This is a genomic window from Paenibacillus sp. BSR1-1 (genome assembly GCF_030403775.1).
GTDB lineage: Bacteria > Bacillota > Bacilli > Bacillales > Cytobacillaceae > Neobacillus.
Map to the genome: position 1 here is coordinate 35,199 of NZ_JAQMWQ010000005.1, position 22,193 is coordinate 57,391.

Consider the following 22,193-nt stretch of genomic DNA (forward strand, 5'->3'; position numbering starts at 1 on the left):
AATAAAATGCACGATATCTCAATTATTTCTATAATCTTAACCGCTTTATTAGCTCTTGCTTGCCTGTTTTTAATATTATCACCTTATTTTAAATGGGACACTTATTTAAACGTCGGTGTAAAAGGTCAAGATTTAGTTTCCACAAAGGAAGCACTGTTAATAACCTTGAATGAATTAGAGTTTGAATACAAAATGGATAAAATCTCCCACGCTGATTATAAAAATTTAAAGAAACAATATGAAGCAGAAGTAGCAGGAATTATGAAAGAAGAAGAACTTACAATCGCAGCACGAGTTGATCGAGATTTAATGGCTGAAGTGGAAAAAGAAATTGAGGCTCAAATGAAAAACTATGAACAGAAAAGGGGGAAGGAAAGTGATTAAAAAAATCACCATTCTCCTCCTTGGACTAATGCTGCTTATTCCAATAAACGGTTTAGCTGCATCTGAATCAAAGGTTTCCATTGATATGCATTACATTGTTGTTAGCCCAGCTGAAGATGGGTCAACGAATATGATGAATATGGTAAATTACACGAATACATCATCTGAAGAATTTAAAGGTGACGGTTCAGATGAGGCCGTATTAAAGGTGACTCTGCCTAAAGGAGCAAAAGACCTAAACTTTTTAGATAACAAAATTGCCTTTAAACAGGTAGAAGAAGGGTTTATTACGACAACTCCTGTGCCAGCAAGCCAAACACAGGTACTCCCTTACAGTTATCGAATGGAAAAAGGCAAGGAGATTTCACTTACGGTAGATTATCAAGTACAAATGATGCAAATTCTTGTTCCTGAAGGAATGGGAAGCATTGAAACGAAAGGCGTCCAAGCTACAAGTCAAGGACTATTTAAATTTGATGATCAAAACTATTTTGGCTATAGCATTGAAGGTCTTAAGGCAGGTCAAAGCTTCTCGCTGGTATACAACAAAGATGTACAGCCTGCAGCGGATGAGACAAAACAAGCTCAAACAACAAGTGACAGTTCAAAAAATAGTGCCGTAACTCACACAGCACCGGCTTTTCATAATCCAGGGCATCTTAGAATGTGGGCACAATCGCCATTACACCGCTTTAATCCGCATGTTTTCTTAATTATTTTAGGAGCCATTATCATCGCCGGAATCTCCTATTTTGCCTATTTCAAAAGAAAGGCGAGATTGGAAGAGGAAAGACTAGCCGCTGATAAGGAAGAAAAAGCTTTCAAACTATTAATGGCTAAGCAAAAGGCCATAATGGATAAAATTATAGAACTGGAAGAAACCTTGGGTGATGGAAAACTTTCAGAGAGTGAATACCATGCTAAGCTGGACGCTTATAAACAGCATTTAGTTCAAGTGAAATTAAATTTACGTCATTTCATAGAGTAGCAGCAGGCAGGGGGAGGGAACGCGAATGATAGATATAAAAAATTTGACGAAGCAAGCCAATAATAAAAAAATCTTACGTGGTGTAGACCTCCAGGTAAAAAAAGGGGAAACGGTCGCCATCCTTGGACCTAATGGTGCTGGTAAAAGTACCTTACTTAAGGTGCTGGCAACTCTAATTAAACCGACATCAGGTATTGTCAGAATAAATGGTTTAGATCTTAAAAAGAACCATATTGAAATAAAAAAAATTTTAGGTTATTTACCCCATTCCAGTTTGCTTTATGATCACTACTCTCCATTAGAAAATCTTGTATTCTTCGGAAATGTATATGGAGTGCGGGATGTAGAACAAAGAGCGATGAAGCTTGTGAAGGACGTTGGGCTATCTTTTTTCTTAAATGAACCGGTTAAGAACTTCTCTCGGGGAATGATTCAAAGAATTGCGATTGCAAGGGCAATTGTCCATGACCCTGAGGTTCTCCTTTTAGATGAGCCCCATACTGGTTTGGATCAAGGCGCTATATCAATCTTAAATAATGTCATCCTTTCGATGAAAGAAAAGGGCTCTACTACGTTAATGGTTACTCACGATTTCAAACAAGCCGCTGAAATTTGTGACCGAATTATCATTGTGAAAAACGGAAAAATTGTCGATGATTTTAAAATTAAGAATCGTAATTTAGAGCTTGTTTCAGAAAAATATGAAATGCAGATGGAGGGGGTATCATGAATTTATTTCGTACAGCTCTCCTTCTTGCTAAAAAGGATTTATATTCAGAACTAAAAACAAAACAAATTCTAGTTACGCAAATTATCTTTGCAGGACTTGTTATTGTCGTATTCAGTTTTGCTTTTGATCCGGCTAATAACACAACAAAAGCAGTTATTCCCGGAGTTATATGGGTCATTATTGTGTTTGCAGGAATATTAGGACTTAATCGGTCATTTATATCGGAACAGCGAAATGATACCATGCAAGGCTTATTGGCAGCACCAATGGAGGCTGCGAGTATATATTTTGGAAAATTCCTGGCGAATTTCTCTATGATTCTTGTAGTCGAACTTGTTTCGATTCCGTTTTTATTTCTATTATTCGATTTTAAGTTTTTTGGAAGCCTTCCATATTTTATTTTAGTCATTTTCTTAGGGAGTTTTGGGTTTATCGCCATTGGTACGTTCTTAGCAGCCCTCGCAGCCAATTCAAAAAGCAGTGAAATGCTGCTGCCGTTATTGTTATTTCCCATTACAACTCCTATTTTAATTGGTGTTGTTCAAGCAACAAAAATTATTTTAACCAATATGGAAAAACTCCCAAGTGCAATTGCTTGGATTCAATTGGTTTCTGCTTACGATGTGATTTTTTTTGTAGTTTGTTTCTTATTAATCGATTATGTGCTGGAGGTTTAAGTGATGAGTATAAATCTCGAACGAGAGAAAGCGGTGCTTCCTGGTTCAGGCCTGACTGAAACCAGGGGGGAGAATCTATCAAAAGTATTGTTTGGTGCATCCGCCATTTCCATGCTGGTTTCACTTTATTTTATCTTTATTTTTGCTGCCGAAGAATCAACCATGCGCGCTGCTCAAAAAATCTTTTATTTCCATGTGAGTTCAGCATGGCTGGCTTTTCTAACCTTTTTTGTAACCTTTGTGTTTAGTATTTTGTTTTTAATCAAACGGAAAAGAATATTTGATACCTACGCATATGTTTCTGCTGAAATTGGTGTAGTCTTCACCATCATCGTATTAACCACAGGTCCGATCTGGGCAAGGTCCGCATGGAATACTTGGTGGGTATGGGAACCACGGTTGATTACGACCTTAATTCTTTTCTTTATTTACGTTGCCTATATTATGATCCGTCAAATGGATGGTGTTTGGGATAAAAAGGCTCGTCTTGCTGCCGTTTTTGGCATCATTGGGTTTGCAGATGTCCCGATTGTTTTCTTCGCGATTCGCTGGTGGCAGACAAAATTCCATCCAATTGTGTTTGGTGAAGGGCCGTCCCAAAAGGGCGGAGGTATTGAGGATACGATGTTAGTTGCACTGCTTGTTACCATCACGGCCTTTACGATTCTTTATTCTTATCTTCTTCATAAAGGTGTTTCGTTTGAAAATATGAAAATTAAAGTGGATCAGTATAAAGAAAAATTAAGAGAAACATTGGATAAATAGGAGGAATGAATCATGAATTATGAATATATGTTAGGTGCGTATTCCGTTGCTTGGGTAATCATTTTTAGTTATATGTTTATCATTGGAAAACGTCATGACAAGCTTAAGAAGGAAATCGAATTCTTAAAGCAGCTCGATAAATAAATGTTGATCCGCGTCAGGAGGAAGTCCGATGAACAAACGAGTTGGCAAATTGCTCGTAATGATTCTCATCGTAGGGATGTTTGGCTTTTTTGGTTATAGTTTAGTAACGAAGGGCAAACATACAGATGTGGGAGATAAGGCTTATAATTTCGAATTACCCAATTTGGATGGCAGCAAAACAAAACTCACAGATTATAAGGGCGAAGTGGTTATATTGAATTATTTTGCCAGCTGGTGTGCCCCTTGTAAGCAAGAATTTCCAGAGCTGGCGGCCTTTCAAAAAGATTATGGCAAAAAGTATCCATTAATCATGATAAACCGTGGAGAAACGATGGATAGAATCAATAAGGTTACGAAAAAAAATCAAGAGGGAATGACCTATCTATTTGATTATAATGCTAAAATTTCCAAATTATATAATGTTACAGGGCAGCCTGAAACATTTGTTATTGATAAGCAGGGAATTATTAGAGAACATTATAACGGCCCGGTAACCGAAATGCAGTTATATAATTGGGTTAAGAAATACGACAAATAATAAAAAAAGGATTGAACCATTTAGCTTGGGCTCAATCCTTTTTTTAATGGAAAGTATAAATTTCGACTTCGAGACTGTCCAGCACCAGCGCCTAGCCCCTCGAGGTTTCTTGTCGGGGCTGACCAAGGCGCTTACGTTTTTCTTATGTGTAATGAAATTCGGCCAATATATTGGCCCTTACAATAATTTGTCCCGGTTCAATTTGAGTAGCAGTCATGCTTTTAACCATGATTTCAGGCTGATAGGAAAAAGGTTGGACCGGTGCCCCCCCCTCAACGACTAGGCTAGGAGTTTGTATTAATGTCACATTTAAAGAGCCGGCAATCGTTTCTGCTTTTTGGATTGCATTGGCCAGCGCAAGATTCAGTGCTTGCTGGTAATAGGCATCTTTATTTTTTACTTTAAACTGAACATTAGAGACATAATTAACTCCGTTTTGGACTGCTGTATCCACTACTTTTCCGATTTTCGATAAATCGTCTATCTTCACTTGGAGTATATGAGTGATTTTATATCCGCGGAATATTTGTTTTCCCTGTTCGTAATCATAATCTGATTCAATACGGTAATCGAAGGTTTGGATCTGATTTTTACTGACTCCTTGCGATACTAAAGCATTGATTACCTTTGTAGATACCTGAGAATTTTGCTGCTGCGAGGTTATTAGCTCCTTTTCTTCCGTTATGACCCCTAAGTTTACCGAAGCTGAATCCGGTTGTACCGCTAATTCTCCTTCGCCATTCACTTTGATTAAAGATTCCCCAACTCTTGGAAAACCGTTACGAATCGATGGATGGTAATAGTACACATATCTCCCCTCCAAAAGCTTTTCTCTTTCCTATAAAATACGATACCCCTTTATAAAGGTTCCGCTTATTAATAGATTGAAAACATATTTTGACAGATTTGAAAGTCATAATGTGTCTTAGCAGGCATACATTTTAATTAATGAGACAGGCATTTAAGAGGAGGAAGCTTTTTGTGGAAACGATCCTAAACTTTTTACCTAAAAATATCGCCGGCCTAATTAAACAAATCCCCTCTGATCAAAAAGAAAACTTGGAAGAAATACGGATTCGTATCGACCGGCCAATTGAAATAACGATGAAGGGTACACCAAAATTCCTTTCATATATCATCCAGCCCGATGATGCCTTCCATCTAATGAATAAAATTAGTCAATTCTCCATCTATACCCTTGAAGAGGAACTTAAACGAGGGTATATAACCGTTTCAGGCGGACACAGAATCGGTCTTGCCGGCAAAGTTATTCTTGAAGACGAAAAAGTGAAGGCAATCAGAGACATCGCTTCTTTTAACATTCGGATCGCCAGAGAAAAGATTGGGATTGCAGACCCGATGATTCCGTATCTGTTTAACGGAAGCTGGAAGCACACCATGATTATCGGCCCGCCTCAAACGGGAAAAACAACCTTGCTTCGTGATATTGCAAGAATTATCTCTGCAGGGGATAGAGTGAAAGGCATTGAGTCTAATAAGGTAGGGATAGTAGATGAACGCAGTGAAATTGCCGGATGTGTAAATGGAGTGCCGCAGCTGACCTTTGGCCACCGGGTAGACGTTTTAGATGCTTGTCCAAAGGCAGAGGGAATGATGATGATGATTCGCTCGATGAGTCCGGAAGTCCTCGTTGTGGATGAAATTGGCAGGAAAGAGGATGCTGAAGCCATTCAGGAGGCTGTTCACGCGGGAATAAAACTCATAATGACAACACATGGGACGAGCTTGGAGGAAATAAGGAGCAGACCTTCCTTAAGGGAAATCCTTGATCAAAAAATTTTCGAGCGATTTGTTGTTCTTAGCCGAAAAAGTGGTCCTGGTACCATTACCCAAATATTAGATGAAACAGGCAAAGAAATGAAACAAAAAGTGAGTGTGACATAAATGGTTAAGCTTATTGGAGCCATCTTTATAATTGTTGCAACCACTGTCATTGGATTTGAGGCGGCCCGGCATTTTAGTGAACGGCCTAAGCAGCTTCGTGCACTAAGGTCTGCTTTGCAATCTCTTGAGGCTGAAATTATGTACAGCCATACACCATTACATGAAGCAGCAAGAAGATTGGCCGTCCAGCTGTCAAAACCACTATCCTCTTTCTTTGATAGTTTTGCCAAGAGATTAACGGATACGGAAACAACAGTAAAAGAGGCTTGGGAAACCAGCTTAAAAGAGATATGGAAGTCAACGGCTTTAAAGCAGGGAGAATTTGAAATTATGAAGCAATTTGGGGAAACCCTTGGCCGTCATGATCGCTTTTCCCAACAGAAACATATATTACTGACTCTTTCCCATTTGGAAAGAGAAGAAGCTGACGCGATTCAAGCACAGGCAAAATACGAAAAAATGGTAAAGAGTCTCGGGTTCTTATCGGGATTATTACTGATCATTCTATTATTTTAGGGGGAAAAGCAATGGGCTTAGAAGTGGATATTATTTTTAAAATAGCTGGAGTGGGGATAGTCGTTGCATTTTTGCATACAGTTCTTGATCAGGTTGGAAAAAAGGAATATGCACAATGGGTTACCCTATTTGGGTTTATTTACATTTTATTTCAGGTAGCTTCAATAGTCGATGATCTCTTCCAGAAAATAAAATCAGTATTTTTGTTTCAATAGAAGGGAGGGCTCTGCCATTGAAATCATAAAAATTATCGGCGTAGCTCTAGTTGCAACCTTTCTGGCTTTAATTGTAAAGGAACAAAAACCTAATTTTGCCTTCCTATTAATCGTCTTTGTTGGTTGTACCATTTTCCTTTTTTTAGTAGATAAAATTTATGAAATTATTCATATGCTCGAAAAATTGGCCGTCAATGCAAAGGTAAACTTGGTTTATGTTGAAACCATTCTAAAAATAATTGGCATTGCCTATATTGCTGAATTTGCTACGCAAATCACCAAGGATGCTGGGCAGGGGGCGCTGGCATCAAAGATTGAATTAGCAGGAAAAATTATCATACTTGCCATGGCGATACCGATTCTGACGGTACTGATCGAAACAATAATCAAACTAATTCCGAGCTAATGAGGTGTAAAAATTGAAGGCTAGGCTGCAGATTATTCCCATTATCGTTCTCTTATTCTCCTTTTTATTTATTCCAAGTGTACAAGCTGCCGAAGAATCTAAAGACCCAGCTGCTCCAATTTCACCTCAGGCATTGGTTGACGAACAGCTTAAATCCTTGGATTTAACAGAACTTAAACAATATTGGGAGGATATTTCCAATAAATATGGCGGTTTCCTGCCAGAAAGCCAAAAGGGAAGCTTGTATGACTTTGTAAGCGGTGAAAAAAAGTTCTCTTTTAAACAATGGGGGCAGGGGGTACTAAAGTTTGCCTTCCATGAATTTGTTGCAAACGGTAAATTACTTGGATCTTTAATCATGCTGACCATTTTTAGCATGTTTCTTCAATCCATGCAAAATGCGTTTGAACAAAGTGCCATAAGTAAGGTTGCTTATTCTATCGTTTACATGGTACTTGTTATACTCGCCTTAAATAGCTTTCATATTGCTATTAATTACACCAATGAAGCAATAGGGACTATGATTTCCTTTATACTAGCGCTCGTCCCATTGCTGCTGGCTTTAATTGCCGCGTCCGGTGGACTCATCTCAGCTGCCTTCTTTCATCCAGTTATTCTTTTCTTAATGAATATGAGCGGAGTATTCATGCAATATATTATTCTGCCGCTCCTATTTTTAGCCACTTTGCTCAGCATCGTCAGTACAATGTCAGAGCAATACAAAGTGTCACAATTGGCGGCTCTATTAAGAAACTGGAGCATCGGGTTAATGGGGCTATTTCTAACCGTATTTCTTGGCGTTATCTCTGTACAAGGTGCATCAGCAGCAGTAACGGATGGGGTAACCATTAGAACAGCTAAATTCGTGACAGGGAATTTCATTCCTGTTATCGGCAGAATGTTCACGGACGCAACAGACACCGTCGTTAGTGCGTCCGTACTGTTAAAAAATACGGTTGGCATTGCTGGGGTAGCCATCCTTTTAATCATTGTCGCTTTTCCGGCTATTAAAATCTTAATGATTGCCTTCATTTATAAGTTTGCTGCCGCTATCCTTCAGCCAATCGGGGGAGGGCCGGTCATAAAATGTCTGGACATTATAAGCAAAAGCGTGATTTACGTCTTCGCCGCCCTTGGCATTGTATCCCTTATGTTCTTTTTAAGTATTACTGTCATTGTCGCGGCCGGAAATTTAACGATGATGATGAGATAGGAGGGAGATCTTAGCAATGGACTTTTTGAAAGAATGGGTAACAAATATTATTCTTTTTATTCTTTTAGCAACAGTAATCGATATGCTCCTTCCAAATTCAAGTATGCAAAAATATACGAAGATGGTAACCGGATTGCTGTTAATTGCCATTATTTTAACCCCAATCTTCAAATTAATCTCTAAGGACTTCGAAACAGCTATTGGTTCAATCCCTTCATATCAAGCCCCTGGAGAAAAAAATATGAAAAATTCAATAGATTTAAAGAAAAAAGAAATACAAGCCTCCCAACATGCATATATTTTAGAAGAAATGGCTGTCCGACTCAAAAAGGACGTTAAAGAGGAGTTGATGGAACAATACGGATTGGAGATAGCAAATATCGATATCGCCATAAACGAAGAAAGTGATCTAGCATTCCCTGAAAACCTCCAAAAGGTTATGGTTCTTCTGAAACAGCCAGAAACAAAAGTGAAGACAGTCGAAGCGATTAAACAAATCGAAATTAACACAGAAACACCTCTTCCATCAAAAAAATCAACAGAAGAAACAGAGCAAATAGCCGCATTTCTATCGCAAAAATGGAATGTAAAAGAAAAAACAGTTGAAGTTTCGATTGAAGGGGGGATCAATAAAAAGAATGGATAATAATAAAGGACCATTATCAATCTTGAAAAAATGGCTCAAACTTGATGGGAAATCTGAAAAGAAACCAGGGAAATATCAATATATGCTTCTTGTCCTTTGTATCGGAGCAGCCTTTATGCTGGCAGGCAATGTCATCTTTAAAACGGGCTCCAATTCTTCTAATGTACCTGCAACAACTAGTGATAAGGGCGGAACAAGTGATGTGCCTGCATTTGGGATAAAAAAGAGTTCAGGTAATAAAGCAATAGCTGAATATGAAGAGAAATACGAAACTCAGCTAGAGAAAGCACTGAAGGAAATGTTAGGTGTTGATGATGTCACCGTTGTTGTAAATATAGATTCTACAGATAAAAAGGTGCTTGAAAAAAATAAGGTTTCAAAAACGCAAACCACCGACGAAACAGATCGTGAAGGCGGACAGCGAAAGGTTCAGGAAACCTCTTCAGATGAACAGCTCGTGATTATCAGGAACGGAGATAAAGAGGTTCCGATTGTTGTAGAAACAAAGAAACCCGACATTCGCGGTGTCTTGGTAGTTGCAAAGGGTGCAGATAATATTCAAGTAAAAAAATGGATTGTCGAAGCAGTAACACGTGTCTTAGGAGTTCCGAGCTATAGAGTTGCTGTTATGCCTAAAAAATAAAAGGGGGATTTTAATAATGCTTTTGAAAAAACAAACGGTTTGGTTATTAACAATGTTGAGCTTAGTAGTCGTATTATCGGTGTATTACATTACTTCACCGGAACAAAAAAGCAATGATCTCGCAGCTGTGCAACAAAATCCTAAAGACCAAATGGACCAAAAACAGGCAAAAACGAAGACCCAGGCAAAGGATGGAAAAACAGTTGTTTCCTCAATTGCAGGGGATGCGGCCTTTGAAGAATTACGTATGAAGCTTGAAGATGCACGAAGTGAGGAGAAGGAAAAGCTAACAGCAACCCTTGCCTCTACTGATCTAACTCCTGACGAACGGAGCAAAGCAAAAGATCAAATGGATAAATTAACGCAGACAGCTCAACAAGAAGAAATTCTCGAAACCCTTATTAAAGCAATGGGCTATGATGATGTCCTTGTCAGAGCAAATGGTGAAAAAGTTAACGTAACCGTTAAATCTAAGAAGAAACATAGTGCTGCTGAGGCCAATAAAATTATTAAAGAAGTGAAAAAAGAAATTGGTGATACTAATTTCGTAGCTGTAACCTTCCAGCCAGCTAAATAGCTTGCACAAAAAGGAAAGTCAAAGACTTTCCTTTTTAAATGGTTTAATTTAACTTTTTAAGGAGAAAATAATATTTTGAATTGATATATTCTCTCAAAATTCTCCTGCCTTCAGGTATAGATTATTGAACTTTTATGAGGTAATATCGTATAGTATTAGTAGTAAGTCCTAATTAAAAGTAGTACAAGGGGTGTTACATAATGTTAAAAGTACAAGAAATTCGTGAATTGATTAAATTAGTTGACCAGTCTAGCATTGATGAATTTGTATATGAAATTGACGGTTCAAAAATTAAAATGAAAAAGAATGGGGCTCAAGTGGTAACGGCTGTACAACCATTTCCACATGCCGCTGCTCCAGTGGCAGCTGCACCTATTCAACCAATCCCAGTTGCACCTGCAGCTGCAGTAGAGGAAGTCAAACAGGAAGCACCAAAAGTGGAAGTACCTTCTCAAGCTGATACAGCTAACTTACATAAGATCACTTCGCCGATGGTGGGAACATTTTATGCTTCGCCAACACCAGATGCTGATGTCTATGTAAAAGCAGGATCTAAAGTTTCTAAGGATTCCATTGTTTGTATCGTTGAAGCAATGAAATTATTTAACGAAATTGAAGCGGAAGTAAATGGAGAAATTGTAGAAGTTCTTGTTAAGAATGGCCAATTAGTAGAATACGGACAGCCTTTATTTTTAGTAAAGCCTGAATAAGGAGCGATAACAGGATGATTAAAAAACTGTTAATTGCAAACAGAGGAGAAATTGCAGTTAGGATTATTAGAGCCTGCCGGGAAATGGGAATTGAATCAGTTGCCGTATTTTCTGAAGCAGACCGTGAAGCATTACATGTACAGCTTGCCGATGAAGCCTACTGTATTGGACCAACTTCATCAAAAGACAGTTATTTAAACGTTACAAATATTATTAGTGTTGCAAAGTTAACCGCTTGTGATGCCATTCATCCAGGATATGGATTCTTAGCCGAAAATGCAGATTTCGCAGAGTTATGCAGGGAATGCAATATCACCTTTGTTGGACCAAGTCCAGAGGCCATTAATAAAATGGGAACCAAGGATATCGCAAGGGAAACGATGCGGGAAGCAGGTGTCCCAATTGTCCCTGGGTCAACAGGCATCATTAATAATATTGATGAAGCCCTTGAGCTTGTGAAAAAGATAGAATATCCAGTCATTATTAAAGCAACTGCCGGCGGAGGCGGTAAAGGCATCCGCGTTGCTAAAAATGAGCAGGAATTAATTAAAGGAATCAATATTACTCAGCAAGAAGCATTAACAGCATTCGGGAATCCAGGTGTTTATATTGAAAAATATATTGAGGATTTCCGCCATGTTGAGATACAGGTGTTAGCTGATAATTATGGAAACACGATTCATTTAGGAGAACGGGATTGTTCCATCCAACGGAGACTACAAAAACTTCTCGAAGAAACTCCTTCACCAGCATTAGATGGCGAAATTCGCACAGAAATGGGAAATGCGGCTGTTAAAGCGGCGAAAGCAGTTGATTATTCAGGTGCAGGCACGGTAGAATTTATTTATGACTATCGCAATCGAAAGTTTTATTTTATGGAGATGAACACTAGGATTCAGGTAGAGCACCCTGTTACCGAAATGGTCACGGGAATCGACCTAATTAAAGAGCAAATTCGTGTTGCAAATGGCGAAAAGCTCTCCTTAAAACAACAGGATGTCACCTTTACAGGCTGGGCAATTGAATGTCGGATTAATGCAGAGAATCCGGAGAAGAATTTTCTCCCTTCCGCTGGAAAAATCAAAATGTACTTACCTCCTGGCGGGCTGGGTGTTCGGATTGACTCAGCAGCGTACCCAGGATATACAATTCCACCATACTACGATTCGATGATTGCGAAAGTTATCACATATGGAAGCAGCAGGGAAGAGGCAATTTCAAGAATGAAGCGTGCTTTAAGTGAATTTGTTGTGGAAGGTATCAAAACAACCATTCCGTTTCATTTAAAACTTCTTGAGCACGATAAATTCGTAGAAGGCCAGTTTAATACGAAGTTCTTAGAATTGCATGATGTGATGAAATCAGTCTAAAATCTGGAGGTGTTTTTGATGAGCGAATTTAGCATCTTGGAAATGGAACAAGGTAATAACGGTCTTGGGAAAATTGAGATTGCTCCTGAAGTAATTGAAGTTATTGCTGGTATTGCCGCAGCCGAAGTCGAAGGTGTTGCAGGCATGCGTGGTAATTTTGCAACAGGTGTAGTCGAGCGCCTTGGGAAGAAAAACCATGGTAAAGGCGTTAAAGTGGAACTAACCGAAACAGGAATAAAAGTAGATGTCTATTGTTTAATGAAATTTGGCGTTTCTATTCCAACGGTTGCTGGGGAAATCCAAGATAATATTCGTCAGGCACTGCTAAATATGACGGCATTGGATGCGGAAGAAGTTAACATCCATGTTGTCGGCATTCAATTTGAAACACAAAAAATCGAGCCTGAAATCGATTCAGAAGTATAAAATGGAAAAACCAAAGGAGCTAATTCCTTTGGTTTTCATTTTTTTTAAATAAAAGCGGTTGCAAATTAGAAAATTGTCTTTGTAAATGTGCGAATCGTTTTTAGTTATGCTATTATCATTTTATGTGTAAGGTTTCACGATTACCTTAATACTATATCTTGTATATAAAATAGACAAAATTTACTTAATATCCCTAAAGGAGATAAAGGTATAATGAAAAGAAGAACAGCCAGGGAAAAAGCGTTGCAGGCGCTTTTTCAAATTGATGTAAGCAATACTGAACCAGCATCAGCTATTGAACATGTTTTGGAAGGAGAGGAAGGCGACCAGTATTTATCAAAGCTTGTTTTAGGTGTGGTAGAACACAAAGCTGAAATTGATAAATTAATTATTGAAAACCTTGAAAAATGGTCTATGGACCGGCTGGCAACAGTTGATCGAAACTTACTAAGAATTGCAGTATGTGAACTAATGTTTTATCGTTCTGAAGTACCGGAAAAAGTTATTTTAGATGAAGCCATAGAAATTGCAAAAATTTTCGGAGATGACCAATCAAGCAAATTTATTAACGGTGTTCTTTCAAAGGTAAAAGAAAAAATTCTAAACGATTAATTACTGGGTTTTCTCTAGGGTAAGGGAGAGAAGGAAATGACCGCTGAAATTATTAATGGAAAAGAAATTGCTGCAAAGAAACGATTAGAAATTGCTGAAGAGGTTCAAAAACTTAAAAGCGAGGGAGTCACCCCGGGATTATCCGTTATTCTTGTTGGAAATAACGATGCTTCCAAGACATATGTAAGGAGCAAACAAAAAACATGTGAAGAGCTTGGTATGTACTCCCTTTTAATTACGATGCCAGAAGAAGTTTCTGAAGAGGAACTTTTAGCAAAAATTGAAGAGTTGAACGCAGATCCTTCCATCCATGGAATATTAGTTCAACTTCCACTCCCAAAACATATTGATGAAACACGTGTAATTGAGTCGATTTCTCCATTAAAAGATGTTGATGGCTTTCATCCGATAAATATTGGCAGAATGATGACTGGCCAGAATGCCTTTCTACCATGTACTCCTTACGGTATCATAGTCCTGCTTGAAGAAACAGGTGTCCAATTAGAAGGAAAACATGTGGTTGTTGTTGGAAGAAGTAATATTGTGGGCAAGCCGGTAGGACAGCTTCTCCTAAATAAAAATGCAACTGTAACGTATTGTCACTCCAAAACAAAAGATTTAGCGGTACATACAAGGCAGGCAGATATTTTAATTGCTGCTGTGGGAATTCCGAATTTTATCAAAGTTGATCATGTAAAAGAAGGCGCTGTAGTCATCGATGTCGGAATTAATCGTAATGAGGCAGGCAAGCTTTGTGGTGATGTAGCTTTTGATGAGGTTAGCGATAAAGCCGGCTATATTACTCCAGTTCCAAAGGGAGTAGGTCCGATGACGATTACAATGCTTATGTATAATACCTTAAAATCGGCTTCTGAAAGTATCGGAGGGTTTTAAGCAGGATCTTGTCCTTATCGTCGATAAGGACAGTTTTATTATTAGAAAAGCGGAAGCGCGCTGTAGCTGGACAATTTTCAAAGTCAATATAAATACCTTCCTATAAAAAAAGGAGCGGCCATGCAGGAAGAACGATATTTATCAGTTAATGCATTAACCAAATACATAAAAAGAAAATTTGATGCGGACCCTCATTTACGTGATATCCATGTAAGAGGAGAAATTTCGAACTTTAAACAGCATTCGAGTGGACATATGTATTTTACCTTAAAAGACGAAAAAGCCCGCATACTTGCAGTTATGTTCTCTGGTCATTCAAGGTTTATGAAGTTTTCGCCTGAAAACGGAATGAAAGTGATAGTCAAAGGTGACATCACCGTATACGAGCCAGGCGGTCAATATCAAATTTATATAAAAGAAATGCAGCCGGACGGAATTGGAGAATTATTTTTGGCTTTTGAGCAATTAAAACAACGGCTGGAGGCAGAAGGCTTATTTGCTCTTGAAACTAAAAAAGCCCTTCCTTTATTTCCTAAAACGGTAGGAATCATCACATCTCCAACCGGGGCAGCAATAAGGGATGTTATTACAACAATTAAAAGACGGTATCCCATTGCTAATATTCTTGTCTTTCCTGCACTTGTGCAGGGTGAGAATGCAGCCCCGTCCATCGCCAGACAAATTGAAAAAGCAAATACCATGAACGAAATTGATGTATTGATTGTTGGCCGAGGCGGTGGATCAATTGAGGAGTTATGGGCTTTTAACGAGGAACTGGTAGCACGGGCGATTCATCAATCGCGGATTCCAATTATTTCAGCAGTTGGACACGAAACGGATTTTACGATAGCCGATTTTGTAGCGGATCTAAGGGCGCCGACTCCAACCGGTGCGGCTGAACTTGCTGTTCCCCATATTGAGGAACTAATGGAAAGGGTCCTTCAGCGGCAAACAAGGCTGCTTAGGGCGATGCAGGAAAAATTTCGGTTCGAAAAGGAACGATTAAACAGAGTGCAAAAATCGTATGCTTTCCGCTATCCTCATCGATTATATGAACAAAAATTGGAGCAGGTTGATAAACTGACTGAATTGCTTGTCCGTGGAAGTTCTCGCTTGACTTTGATTAAAAAGGGACAACATGACCTTCTTCATAAACGTTTGCTGAGAAATCACCCGAGCGAAGCCTTAGCCGCAGCCCAAAAAAGTTTTGACCGAACACAAAAAGACATGGACCGTGCAATGCACAAAATTTTATCAAAAAAACAAACAGATTTTGATCGTTTAGTATCAACATTGCAAGCATTAAGTCCGTTGAAAATAATGGAACGCGGGTACAGTTTAGCTTATTCAGCAGAAAATCGTCTGGTCAAAAGTGTCAGCCAGGTAAAGGTGAATGAACAAGTACAGATTCAATTAACAGATGGCAGTGTATACTGTAAAGTGGAGAACATAAAGGAGAGCGAAAAAAGTGCCGAATGAAAACAAATTATCCTTTGAAGATGCGATGACGAAGCTCGAACAAATCGTTGATAAACTTGAAGAAGGGGATGTTCCTTTAGAGGAAGCGATTATCTTCTATAAAGAAGGTATGGAATTATCCAAACTTTGTCATGATAAATTAAAAAGCGTAGAAGAACAGCTGACGCAAATTATTACGGAGGATGGACGCACGGAGAATTTTTCCGTTGCTGAGGAGGAATAGACTTGGAAACCGGTTTACTTCACACATTTTCACAAGATTATAAACAGCTCCTTGAGAATGAACTTAAATCTCTGGTTGAAGAACTCGATGCACCCTCTATCATCAAGGAATCAATGACCTATTCCCTTGAAGCAGGCGGAAAAAGAATACGTCCCTTATTATTATTCGCAACCTTGGATGCGTTTGGGTTGGACCCAAGAAACGGCCTTCTAGCAGCTGCAGCAATTGAAATGATACATACTTACTCTTTAATCCATGATGACCTTCCCAGTATGGATAATGACGATCTTCGAAGAGGGAAACCGACCAACCATAAAGTGTTTGGAGACGCAATCGCAATTCTGGCTGGAGATGCGTTACTAACCTATAGTTTTGAGGTTGTTGGTAAAATTCCAAATGAATATGCCAGCCCTGAGACAAAACTAAAGTTAACGATAGAAATGGCAAAGGCTGCAGGGACGGAAGGAATGGTAGGCGGTCAAGTAGCAGATATGGAGGGAGAAGGGAAAGCTCTTTCCCTTGAGGAATTGGAATATATTCATATTCATAAAACTGGGAAACTGTTGAAATATTGTGTTCTGGCTGGTGCCATTATCGCTGGTGCCACTCAAAGTCAGATAGAAAATTTATCAGCGTTTGCCCATCATCTTGGTCTTGCATTTCAAATTCAGGATGATATCCTGGATGTGGTCGGAAATGAACATTTAATTGGAAAGCCTGTTGGAAGTGACAAGACGAATCAAAAAAGTACGTACCCAAAATTATTATCTTTAGATGGGGCTAGAGATGCTTTACATAGGCAAATAAAACTGTCAAAGGATTATTTGGAAAAGACAGGTTTAGATACGAATTTACTAATGGAATTAACGGATTTAGTCGCTTCAAGAGACCATTAAGAAGGGCTATTTGAGGCAATGAAATAAGTGTGTTATAATTGTTTTCAATGTAGAAACGTTCTCATGCCGTTATCACTTTCGTGTTAGCGGCTTTTTTTAGAATGATAAAGTATGAAAGTGAGTGGTCCAAAAATGGATCTGTTATCAATAAAAGACCCATCCTTTTTAAAAAGGATGTCAAACAAACAACTAGAGGCTTTAAGTCAGGAAATTCGCCAATTCTTGATTGAAAAGCTATCTGTAACTGGAGGCCATATTGGACCTAATTTAGGTGTAGTAGAATTAACCATTGCCTTACATAAATGCTTTGACAGCCCAACCGATAAAATTATTTGGGATGTAGGCCATCAATCCTATGTCCACAAAATATTAACGGGAAGAGCTTGTGAGTTCGATACATTAAGAAAGTTCAAGGGCCTTTGCGGTTTTCCAAAACGAATTGAGAGTGAGCATGATGTATGGGAAACGGGACATAGTTCCACTTCTCTTTCTGCTGCAATGGGAATGGCGATTGCCAGAGATTTAAAAAAGGAAAAATCGTTCGTTGTTCCTGTTATTGGTGATGGTGCCTTAACCGGAGGTATGGCTTTAGAAGCCTTAAATCATATTGGTCACGAGAAGAAAGATATGATCGTGATTTTAAACGATAATGAAATGTCGATTGCGCCGAATGTAGGTGCCCTGCATAATATCCTTGGTCAATTAAGGACAGCAGGAAAATATCAATGGGTAAAAGATGAGTTAGAAGTCTTATTAAAGAAGGTCCCTGCTGTTGGAGGGAAATTGGCTGCAACGGCTGAGAGAGTAAAAGACAGCCTAAAATATTTATTTGTTTCTGGCATGTTTTTTGAAGAGCTTGGTTTTACTTATTTAGGCCCAATTGATGGTCATAACTTTGATGACTTATTTGAAAACCTTAGCTATGCTAAAAAAACAGAAGGCCCAGTACTTATACATGTGATTACGAAAAAGGGCAAAGGCTTTCAACCTGCTGAAAGCGATAAAACCGGAACATGGCATGGGACGGGTCCGTATAAGATGGATACGGGTGCTTTTGTTAAACCTGATAAAAAACAACCGCCAGCCTGGAGCAGCCTGATAAGTGAGACGGTTCGAAGGCTTGCCCGTGAGGATGAACGCATTGTTGCTATAACTCCAGCGATGCCAGTGGGTTCCAAGCTTGAAGGTTTTGCAAGCGAGTTCCCTGACCGAATGTATGATGTAGGGATCGCGGAACAACATGCTGCAACAGTTGCTGCAGGACTAGCTACTCAAAACATGAAGCCTTTTTTAGCCATTTATTCAACTTTTCTGCAAAGGGCCTATGATCAAGTGGTTCATGATATTTGCCGGCAAAACTTAAATGTGTTTATCGGAATTGATCGAGCTGGCTTGGTAGGTGCAGATGGTGAAACACATCAAGGCGTATTTGATATTGCTTTCTTACGGCATGTTCCTAATATTGTGTTAATGATGCCGAAGGATGAAAATGAAGGGCAGCATATGGTTTATACGGCCTTGAAATATGATGAAGGTCCAATAGCCTTAAGATTTCCCCGCGGAAATGGACTTGGTGTGCCATTGGATACGGATTTGCACAGTATTCCGATTGGTACATGGGAAGTACTCAAAGAGGGGGAAGATGCTGCGATCTTAACCTTTGGTACGACTATTCCAATGGCATTAGAAGCAGCTCAGCGCCTTGAGAAACAAGGGATTTCTGTGAGAATTGTTAATGCCCGCTTTATTAAGCCTTTGGATGAAAAAATGCTTAATAATCTCTTAGAAAAAAATATGCCGATTCTTACAATTGAGGAAGCAGTGTTGCAAGGTGGATTTGGAAGTGCTGTTCTTGAGTATGCCCAGACAAATGGCTTTTATCATTCACAAATAGACAGATTAGGTATCCCTGATCAATTTATTGAACATGGTGATGTAGGTGCACTTCTTGATGAAATTGGCCTGACAACAGAGGAAGTAGTTAAACGAATTTCCATTCTTGCACGAAAAAAACAACAAAGGGCTTAAAAAATGAAAAATAAAGAACGTTTAGATGTTTTACTTGTGGAACGGGGATTAATTGAAACACGTGAAAAAGCGAAAAGGGCGATAATGGCTGGTTTGGTTTATACAAACGAAGAGCGCTTGGATAAGCCAGGTGAAAAAGTTAAAACGGATATCCCGCTTAATATTAAAGGCAATATGCTGCCATATGTCAGCCGAGGAGGATTAAAGCTCGAAAAGGCATTAAAATCCTTTGAGGTAAATATTCAGGGAAAGGTTCTATTAGACATAGGGGCTTCCACTGGGGGATTTACGGATTGTGCCCTGCAAAATGGAGCGAAAATGTCGTATGCCCTTGATGTTGGCTATAATCAGCTTGCCTGGAAGCTGCGCCAAGATGATAGGGTTGTTGTCATGGAAAGAACAAATTTTCGCTATGTTACACCAACTGATTTGAACGGAGAAATGCCGAATTTTGCCTCCATTGATGTTTCATTTATATCATTAACTTTAATTCTGCCTGTACTAAAAACACTCTTAGTACCAGGGAGTGACATAATTGCCCTTATTAAGCCGCAATTTGAGGCCGGCAGGGAGCAAGTGGGCAAAAAGGGCATTGTAAGGGATGAAAAAGTTCACCTTCAAGTGATTGATAAAATTATTCATTTTTCTATTCAACAAGGGTTTACAATTATGAACTTGTCTTATTCACCTATTACTGGCGGAGATGGGAACATTGAGTTTCTTCTTCATCTGAAATGGGAAGGTGAAAGAGAGGCGGGAGTAAACTCGTTGCCGATTTTGCCAGCCGATGTCGTGAAGGATGCACATAGCGAATTTCATACAAAGCAAGAATAAAAAGGGTAAGTTCGCTTACCCTTTTTTTGTATTTCATTGCATATTTATTAAGAAAAAAATGTACAAGGATTGAAAAATGGGCTAACATATGAGTAGAAGCGACAAAATAGAACAAAATACTCTGTTGTTTGAACGACTACGAGGTGAAAGTGATGAATAAAGGACAACGACATATAAAGATAAGAGAAATTATTGCCACCAATGATATTGAAACACAGGACGATTTAGTCGATGAACTAAAAAATGCAGGCTATAATGTGACTCAGGCGACCGTCTCCAGGGATATTAAAGAGTTACACCTTGTAAAGGTGCCTCTAAGTGACGGGCGATATAAGTACAGCTTACCGGCTGACCAGCGATTTAATCCATTACAAAAGCTAAAAAGATCATTAATAGACGCATTTGTTCGAATTGATTCTGCAGGACATTTACTAGTCATGAAATGCCTGCCGGGAAATGCTATGGCTATTGGTGCTCTCATCGATAACTTGGATTGGGACGAAATATTAGGAACCATATGCGGTGATGATACGATGCTTATTATTTGCCGAACACCTGAGGATACAGAAGTAATAACCAATCGGTTCCTAGACATGCTTTAATTGGGGGAGAGTTCCTTGTTAGCAGAATTATCAATTAAAAATTTCGCGATAATTGAAAACTTAACGATTTCTTTTAATAAAGGTTTAACCGTATTGACAGGAGAAACAGGCGCTGGAAAGTCTATTATCATTGATGCCATTCATCTCCTCGTTGGCGGAAGGGGATCGGCGGAATTTGTCCGCCACGGAGAAGAAAGGGCAGAAATTGAAGGATTATTCCAAATAGATGATCCACAACATCCTGTAATATTCAAAGCAATGGAGTTCGGGATTGATATCGAAGAAGGAATGGTCATTTTACGTCGTGATATTGCAAAGACCGGAAAAAGCGTATGCAGGATAAATGGCAAGCTCGTAACCATTTCTACACTTCGTGAAATCGGGTCTGCCCTAGTGGATATTCACGGACAACATGAACACCAAGAATTAATGGATGAAACCTGGCATTTACCATTACTCGATCAATTTGGTACAGAGGATATCCTGCCTTCACTTGAAGAATATCAGGAAGTTTTCCGTCGATATGAACAAACTAGGCAAAAGCTTAAATCCTTAAGTGATAATGATCAACAAACGGCTCATCGTCTGGATTTAATCATATTTCAGTTAGATGAAATCCAAAAAGCAAATTTAAAGCCCCAGGAAGACGAAGATTTGTATGAAGAAAAGAAGAGACTGGGGAATTTCGAAAAGGTATTTGCGGCTGTACAATCAAGTTACAACGGCTTAAACGGAGAACATAAAGGACTTGATTGGATTAGTTTGGTCATGGGGCATCTTGAAGATGCAGCTTCCCTCGATAATGCTTATAAAGAAATTTATGAATCGGTCTCCAATAGCTTTTATCAGCTTGAGGATGCTGCCCGGTCGTTAAGAAATGAGTTAGACGTACTAGAGTTTGACCCTCAAAGGTTAAATGAAATTGAAGATCGTTTAAATGAAATCAACCAATTAAAACGTAAATACGGAAAAAACATTAATGAAATAGTGGAGTATGCCGCTAAAATCGAAGAAGAGATTGAAACGTTGCAAAACAAGGAAACGCATATTGAGGAATTAGAAAAGGAATTAACTTCCATTAAAAAGGATTTGAGCCTTGAAGCAAAGCAATTAACTGAACTTCGTAAAAAATGGGCAGAAAAGCTGACGAAATTAATACATAAAGAATTGAAAGAATTATACATGGCGAAAACCGTGTTTGAGATTCGCTTTGAGCCTGATATCGAGCATTTTTCTAAAACAGGTGTTGATCATGTTCAATTTTATATCAGTACCAATCCGGGAGAACCGTTAAAACCGTTATCAAAGGTTGCTTCTGGCGGAGAATTATCACGTATTATGCTTGCATTGAAAAGTATTTTTTCTAAACATCAAGGCGTCACTTCCATTATTTTTGATGAAGTAGATACGGGTGTTAGTGGCAGAGTTGCACAGGCGATTGCCGAAAAAATTTATAAAGTAGCTTCTAATTCCCAGGTCTTATGTATTTCTCATTTACCTCAAGTTGCGGCTATGGCGGATACGCATTTATTTATTTCGAAGATCATTAAAGGAGGAAGAACAAAAACCTCCGTCTCTCCATTGAACATTGAAGAAAAAATAAAAGAGATCGGACGGATGATTTCTGGTGTGGAAATAACCGATTTAACCAAAAAACATGCCGAGGAATTATTGCAATTAGCTGAAATAAATAAAAAAAATTGAAAAGCTATCCATTCTGGGTAGCTTTTTTATGTAGAACGAAGTTATAAATGATTGTCAAGGAGGCAAAA

The 22,193-nt window shown here is 38.8% G+C and carries 28 protein-coding genes; 27 read left to right on the forward strand and 1 reads right to left on the reverse strand.

Translation table 11 applies throughout. The features are described 5' to 3' along the window. Positions 1 to 6 precede the first annotated feature (6 nt). The 7 genes from PH210_RS10145 to PH210_RS10175 are packed head-to-tail and all read left to right on the forward strand — an operon-like array spanning position 7 to position 4,226. On the forward strand, positions 7 to 384 hold the full coding sequence (locus tag PH210_RS10145) for a hypothetical protein (RefSeq protein ID WP_289985068.1): 378 nt from the start codon (positions 7 to 9) through the stop codon (positions 382 to 384). Continuing rightward, a complete protein-coding gene (locus PH210_RS10150) occupies positions 377 to 1,372 on the forward strand; it encodes a hypothetical protein (RefSeq protein WP_289985069.1) in 996 nt (331 codons plus the stop codon). The genes PH210_RS10145 and PH210_RS10150 overlap by 8 nt, the downstream gene beginning before the upstream one ends. 25 nt (positions 1,373 to 1,397) lie before the next feature. Then, positions 1,398 to 2,102: an ABC transporter ATP-binding protein gene (locus tag PH210_RS10155; RefSeq protein WP_289985070.1), complete on the forward strand. Its 705-nt coding sequence runs from the start codon at positions 1,398 to 1,400 to the stop codon at positions 2,100 to 2,102. After that, positions 2,099 to 2,779 (forward strand): heme exporter protein CcmB, encoded by a 681-nt coding sequence (locus tag PH210_RS10160; protein WP_289985072.1) that lies wholly within the window; start codon positions 2,099 to 2,101, stop codon positions 2,777 to 2,779. Before PH210_RS10155 ends, PH210_RS10160 begins: the two co-directional genes overlap by 4 nt. Positions 2,780 to 2,782: 3 nt before the next feature. After that, positions 2,783 to 3,544 carry a cytochrome c biogenesis protein gene (locus tag PH210_RS10165; RefSeq protein WP_289985073.1) on the forward strand — a complete coding sequence of 254 codons (762 nt, stop codon included), beginning with the start codon at positions 2,783 to 2,785 and terminating at the stop codon, positions 3,542 to 3,544. A 12-nt stretch (positions 3,545 to 3,556) separates the two neighbouring features. After that, positions 3,557 to 3,688, forward strand: a complete 132-nt coding sequence (locus tag PH210_RS10170; RefSeq protein WP_223591446.1) for a CcmD family protein — start codon at positions 3,557 to 3,559, stop codon at positions 3,686 to 3,688. A gap of 28 nt (positions 3,689 to 3,716) precedes the next feature. Beyond that, a complete protein-coding gene (locus tag PH210_RS10175) occupies positions 3,717 to 4,226 on the forward strand; it encodes a TlpA family protein disulfide reductase (RefSeq protein ID WP_289985074.1) in 510 nt (169 codons plus the stop codon). 142 nt (positions 4,227 to 4,368) lie between these two features. Here the strand turns inward: PH210_RS10175 and PH210_RS10180 are convergent, their stop codons facing one another. Next, positions 4,369 to 5,034: an SIMPL domain-containing protein gene (locus PH210_RS10180; RefSeq protein ID WP_289985075.1), complete on the reverse strand. Its 666-nt coding sequence runs from the start codon at positions 5,032 to 5,034 to the stop codon at positions 4,369 to 4,371. 173 nt (positions 5,035 to 5,207) lie between these two features. Between PH210_RS10180 and spoIIIAA the strand changes: the two genes are divergently transcribed. The 20 genes from spoIIIAA (at position 5,208) to recN (ending at position 22,125) form a co-directional block, all read left to right on the forward strand. After that, entirely contained in the window at positions 5,208 to 6,131 is a 924-nt protein-coding gene (spoIIIAA, locus tag PH210_RS10185) for a stage III sporulation protein AA (protein ID WP_289985076.1), read from the forward strand. After that, positions 6,132 to 6,647 (forward strand): stage III sporulation protein SpoIIIAB, encoded by a 516-nt coding sequence (spoIIIAB, locus tag PH210_RS10190; RefSeq protein ID WP_223591453.1) that lies wholly within the window; start codon positions 6,132 to 6,134, stop codon positions 6,645 to 6,647. Positions 6,648 to 6,658: 11 nt separating this feature from the next. Then, the gene (gene spoIIIAC / locus PH210_RS10195) at positions 6,659 to 6,862 is read left to right on the forward strand and encodes a stage III sporulation protein AC (protein WP_007084610.1); all 204 of its coding nucleotides are present in this window, start codon (positions 6,659 to 6,661) and stop codon (positions 6,860 to 6,862) included. A 16-nt stretch (positions 6,863 to 6,878) separates the two neighbouring features. Beyond that, positions 6,879 to 7,268: a stage III sporulation protein AD gene (spoIIIAD, locus tag PH210_RS10200; RefSeq protein ID WP_289985496.1), complete on the forward strand. Its 390-nt coding sequence runs from the start codon at positions 6,879 to 6,881 to the stop codon at positions 7,266 to 7,268. Positions 7,269 to 7,281: 13 nt separating this feature from the next. Further along, positions 7,282 to 8,481 carry a stage III sporulation protein AE gene (gene spoIIIAE / locus PH210_RS10205; RefSeq protein WP_289985094.1) on the forward strand — a complete coding sequence of 400 codons (1,200 nt, stop codon included), beginning with the start codon at positions 7,282 to 7,284 and terminating at the stop codon, positions 8,479 to 8,481. Between the two features lie 16 nt (positions 8,482 to 8,497). Continuing rightward, positions 8,498 to 9,127, forward strand: a complete 630-nt coding sequence (gene spoIIIAF, locus PH210_RS10210) for a stage III sporulation protein AF (RefSeq protein ID WP_289985095.1) — start codon at positions 8,498 to 8,500, stop codon at positions 9,125 to 9,127. Then, positions 9,120 to 9,770: a stage III sporulation protein AG gene (gene spoIIIAG / locus PH210_RS10215; protein WP_289985098.1), complete on the forward strand. Its 651-nt coding sequence runs from the start codon at positions 9,120 to 9,122 to the stop codon at positions 9,768 to 9,770. Before spoIIIAF ends, spoIIIAG begins: the two co-directional genes overlap by 8 nt. Positions 9,771 to 9,786: 16 nt before the next feature. Continuing rightward, positions 9,787 to 10,347: a SpoIIIAH-like family protein gene (locus tag PH210_RS10220; protein WP_289985100.1), complete on the forward strand. Its 561-nt coding sequence runs from the start codon at positions 9,787 to 9,789 to the stop codon at positions 10,345 to 10,347. A gap of 200 nt (positions 10,348 to 10,547) precedes the next feature. Next, entirely contained in the window at positions 10,548 to 11,057 is a 510-nt protein-coding gene (accB, locus tag PH210_RS10225; RefSeq protein WP_289985102.1) for an acetyl-CoA carboxylase biotin carboxyl carrier protein, read from the forward strand. Between the two features lie 14 nt (positions 11,058 to 11,071). Next, on the forward strand, positions 11,072 to 12,427 hold the full coding sequence (accC, locus tag PH210_RS10230) for an acetyl-CoA carboxylase biotin carboxylase subunit (protein ID WP_289985103.1): 1,356 nt from the start codon (positions 11,072 to 11,074) through the stop codon (positions 12,425 to 12,427). Positions 12,428 to 12,445: 18 nt separating this feature from the next. Then, positions 12,446 to 12,853, forward strand: coding sequence for an Asp23/Gls24 family envelope stress response protein (locus tag PH210_RS10235; protein WP_289985105.1), 408 nt, complete (start codon positions 12,446 to 12,448; stop codon positions 12,851 to 12,853). A 213-nt stretch (positions 12,854 to 13,066) separates the two neighbouring features. Further along, on the forward strand, positions 13,067 to 13,465 hold the full coding sequence (gene nusB, locus PH210_RS10240) for a transcription antitermination factor NusB (RefSeq protein WP_289985107.1): 399 nt from the start codon (positions 13,067 to 13,069) through the stop codon (positions 13,463 to 13,465). 36 nt (positions 13,466 to 13,501) lie between these two features. Continuing rightward, positions 13,502 to 14,359 carry a bifunctional methylenetetrahydrofolate dehydrogenase/methenyltetrahydrofolate cyclohydrolase FolD gene (gene folD, locus PH210_RS10245; RefSeq protein ID WP_289985108.1) on the forward strand — a complete coding sequence of 286 codons (858 nt, stop codon included), beginning with the start codon at positions 13,502 to 13,504 and terminating at the stop codon, positions 14,357 to 14,359. Between the two features lie 120 nt (positions 14,360 to 14,479). Continuing rightward, positions 14,480 to 15,838, forward strand: coding sequence for an exodeoxyribonuclease VII large subunit (gene xseA / locus PH210_RS10250; RefSeq protein WP_289985109.1), 1,359 nt, complete (start codon positions 14,480 to 14,482; stop codon positions 15,836 to 15,838). Then, positions 15,828 to 16,061 carry an exodeoxyribonuclease VII small subunit gene (locus PH210_RS10255; protein ID WP_289985110.1) on the forward strand — a complete coding sequence of 78 codons (234 nt, stop codon included), beginning with the start codon at positions 15,828 to 15,830 and terminating at the stop codon, positions 16,059 to 16,061. Before xseA ends, PH210_RS10255 begins: the two co-directional genes overlap by 11 nt. A 2-nt stretch (positions 16,062 to 16,063) precedes the next feature. Next, positions 16,064 to 16,957, forward strand: a complete 894-nt coding sequence (locus PH210_RS10260) for a polyprenyl synthetase family protein (protein WP_289985111.1) — start codon at positions 16,064 to 16,066, stop codon at positions 16,955 to 16,957. A gap of 132 nt (positions 16,958 to 17,089) precedes the next feature. Next, entirely contained in the window at positions 17,090 to 18,985 is a 1,896-nt protein-coding gene (gene dxs / locus PH210_RS10265) for a 1-deoxy-D-xylulose-5-phosphate synthase (protein ID WP_289985113.1), read from the forward strand. Between the two features lie 3 nt (positions 18,986 to 18,988). Then, entirely contained in the window at positions 18,989 to 19,819 is an 831-nt protein-coding gene (locus PH210_RS10270) for a TlyA family RNA methyltransferase (RefSeq protein ID WP_289985115.1), read from the forward strand. Positions 19,820 to 19,971: 152 nt separating this feature from the next. After that, on the forward strand, positions 19,972 to 20,421 hold the full coding sequence (gene ahrC, locus PH210_RS10275) for a transcriptional regulator AhrC/ArgR (RefSeq protein WP_223591477.1): 450 nt from the start codon (positions 19,972 to 19,974) through the stop codon (positions 20,419 to 20,421). A 15-nt stretch (positions 20,422 to 20,436) separates the two neighbouring features. After that, a complete protein-coding gene (gene recN / locus PH210_RS10280; protein WP_289985118.1) occupies positions 20,437 to 22,125 on the forward strand; it encodes a DNA repair protein RecN in 1,689 nt (562 codons plus the stop codon). Positions 22,126 to 22,193 lie beyond the last annotated feature (68 nt).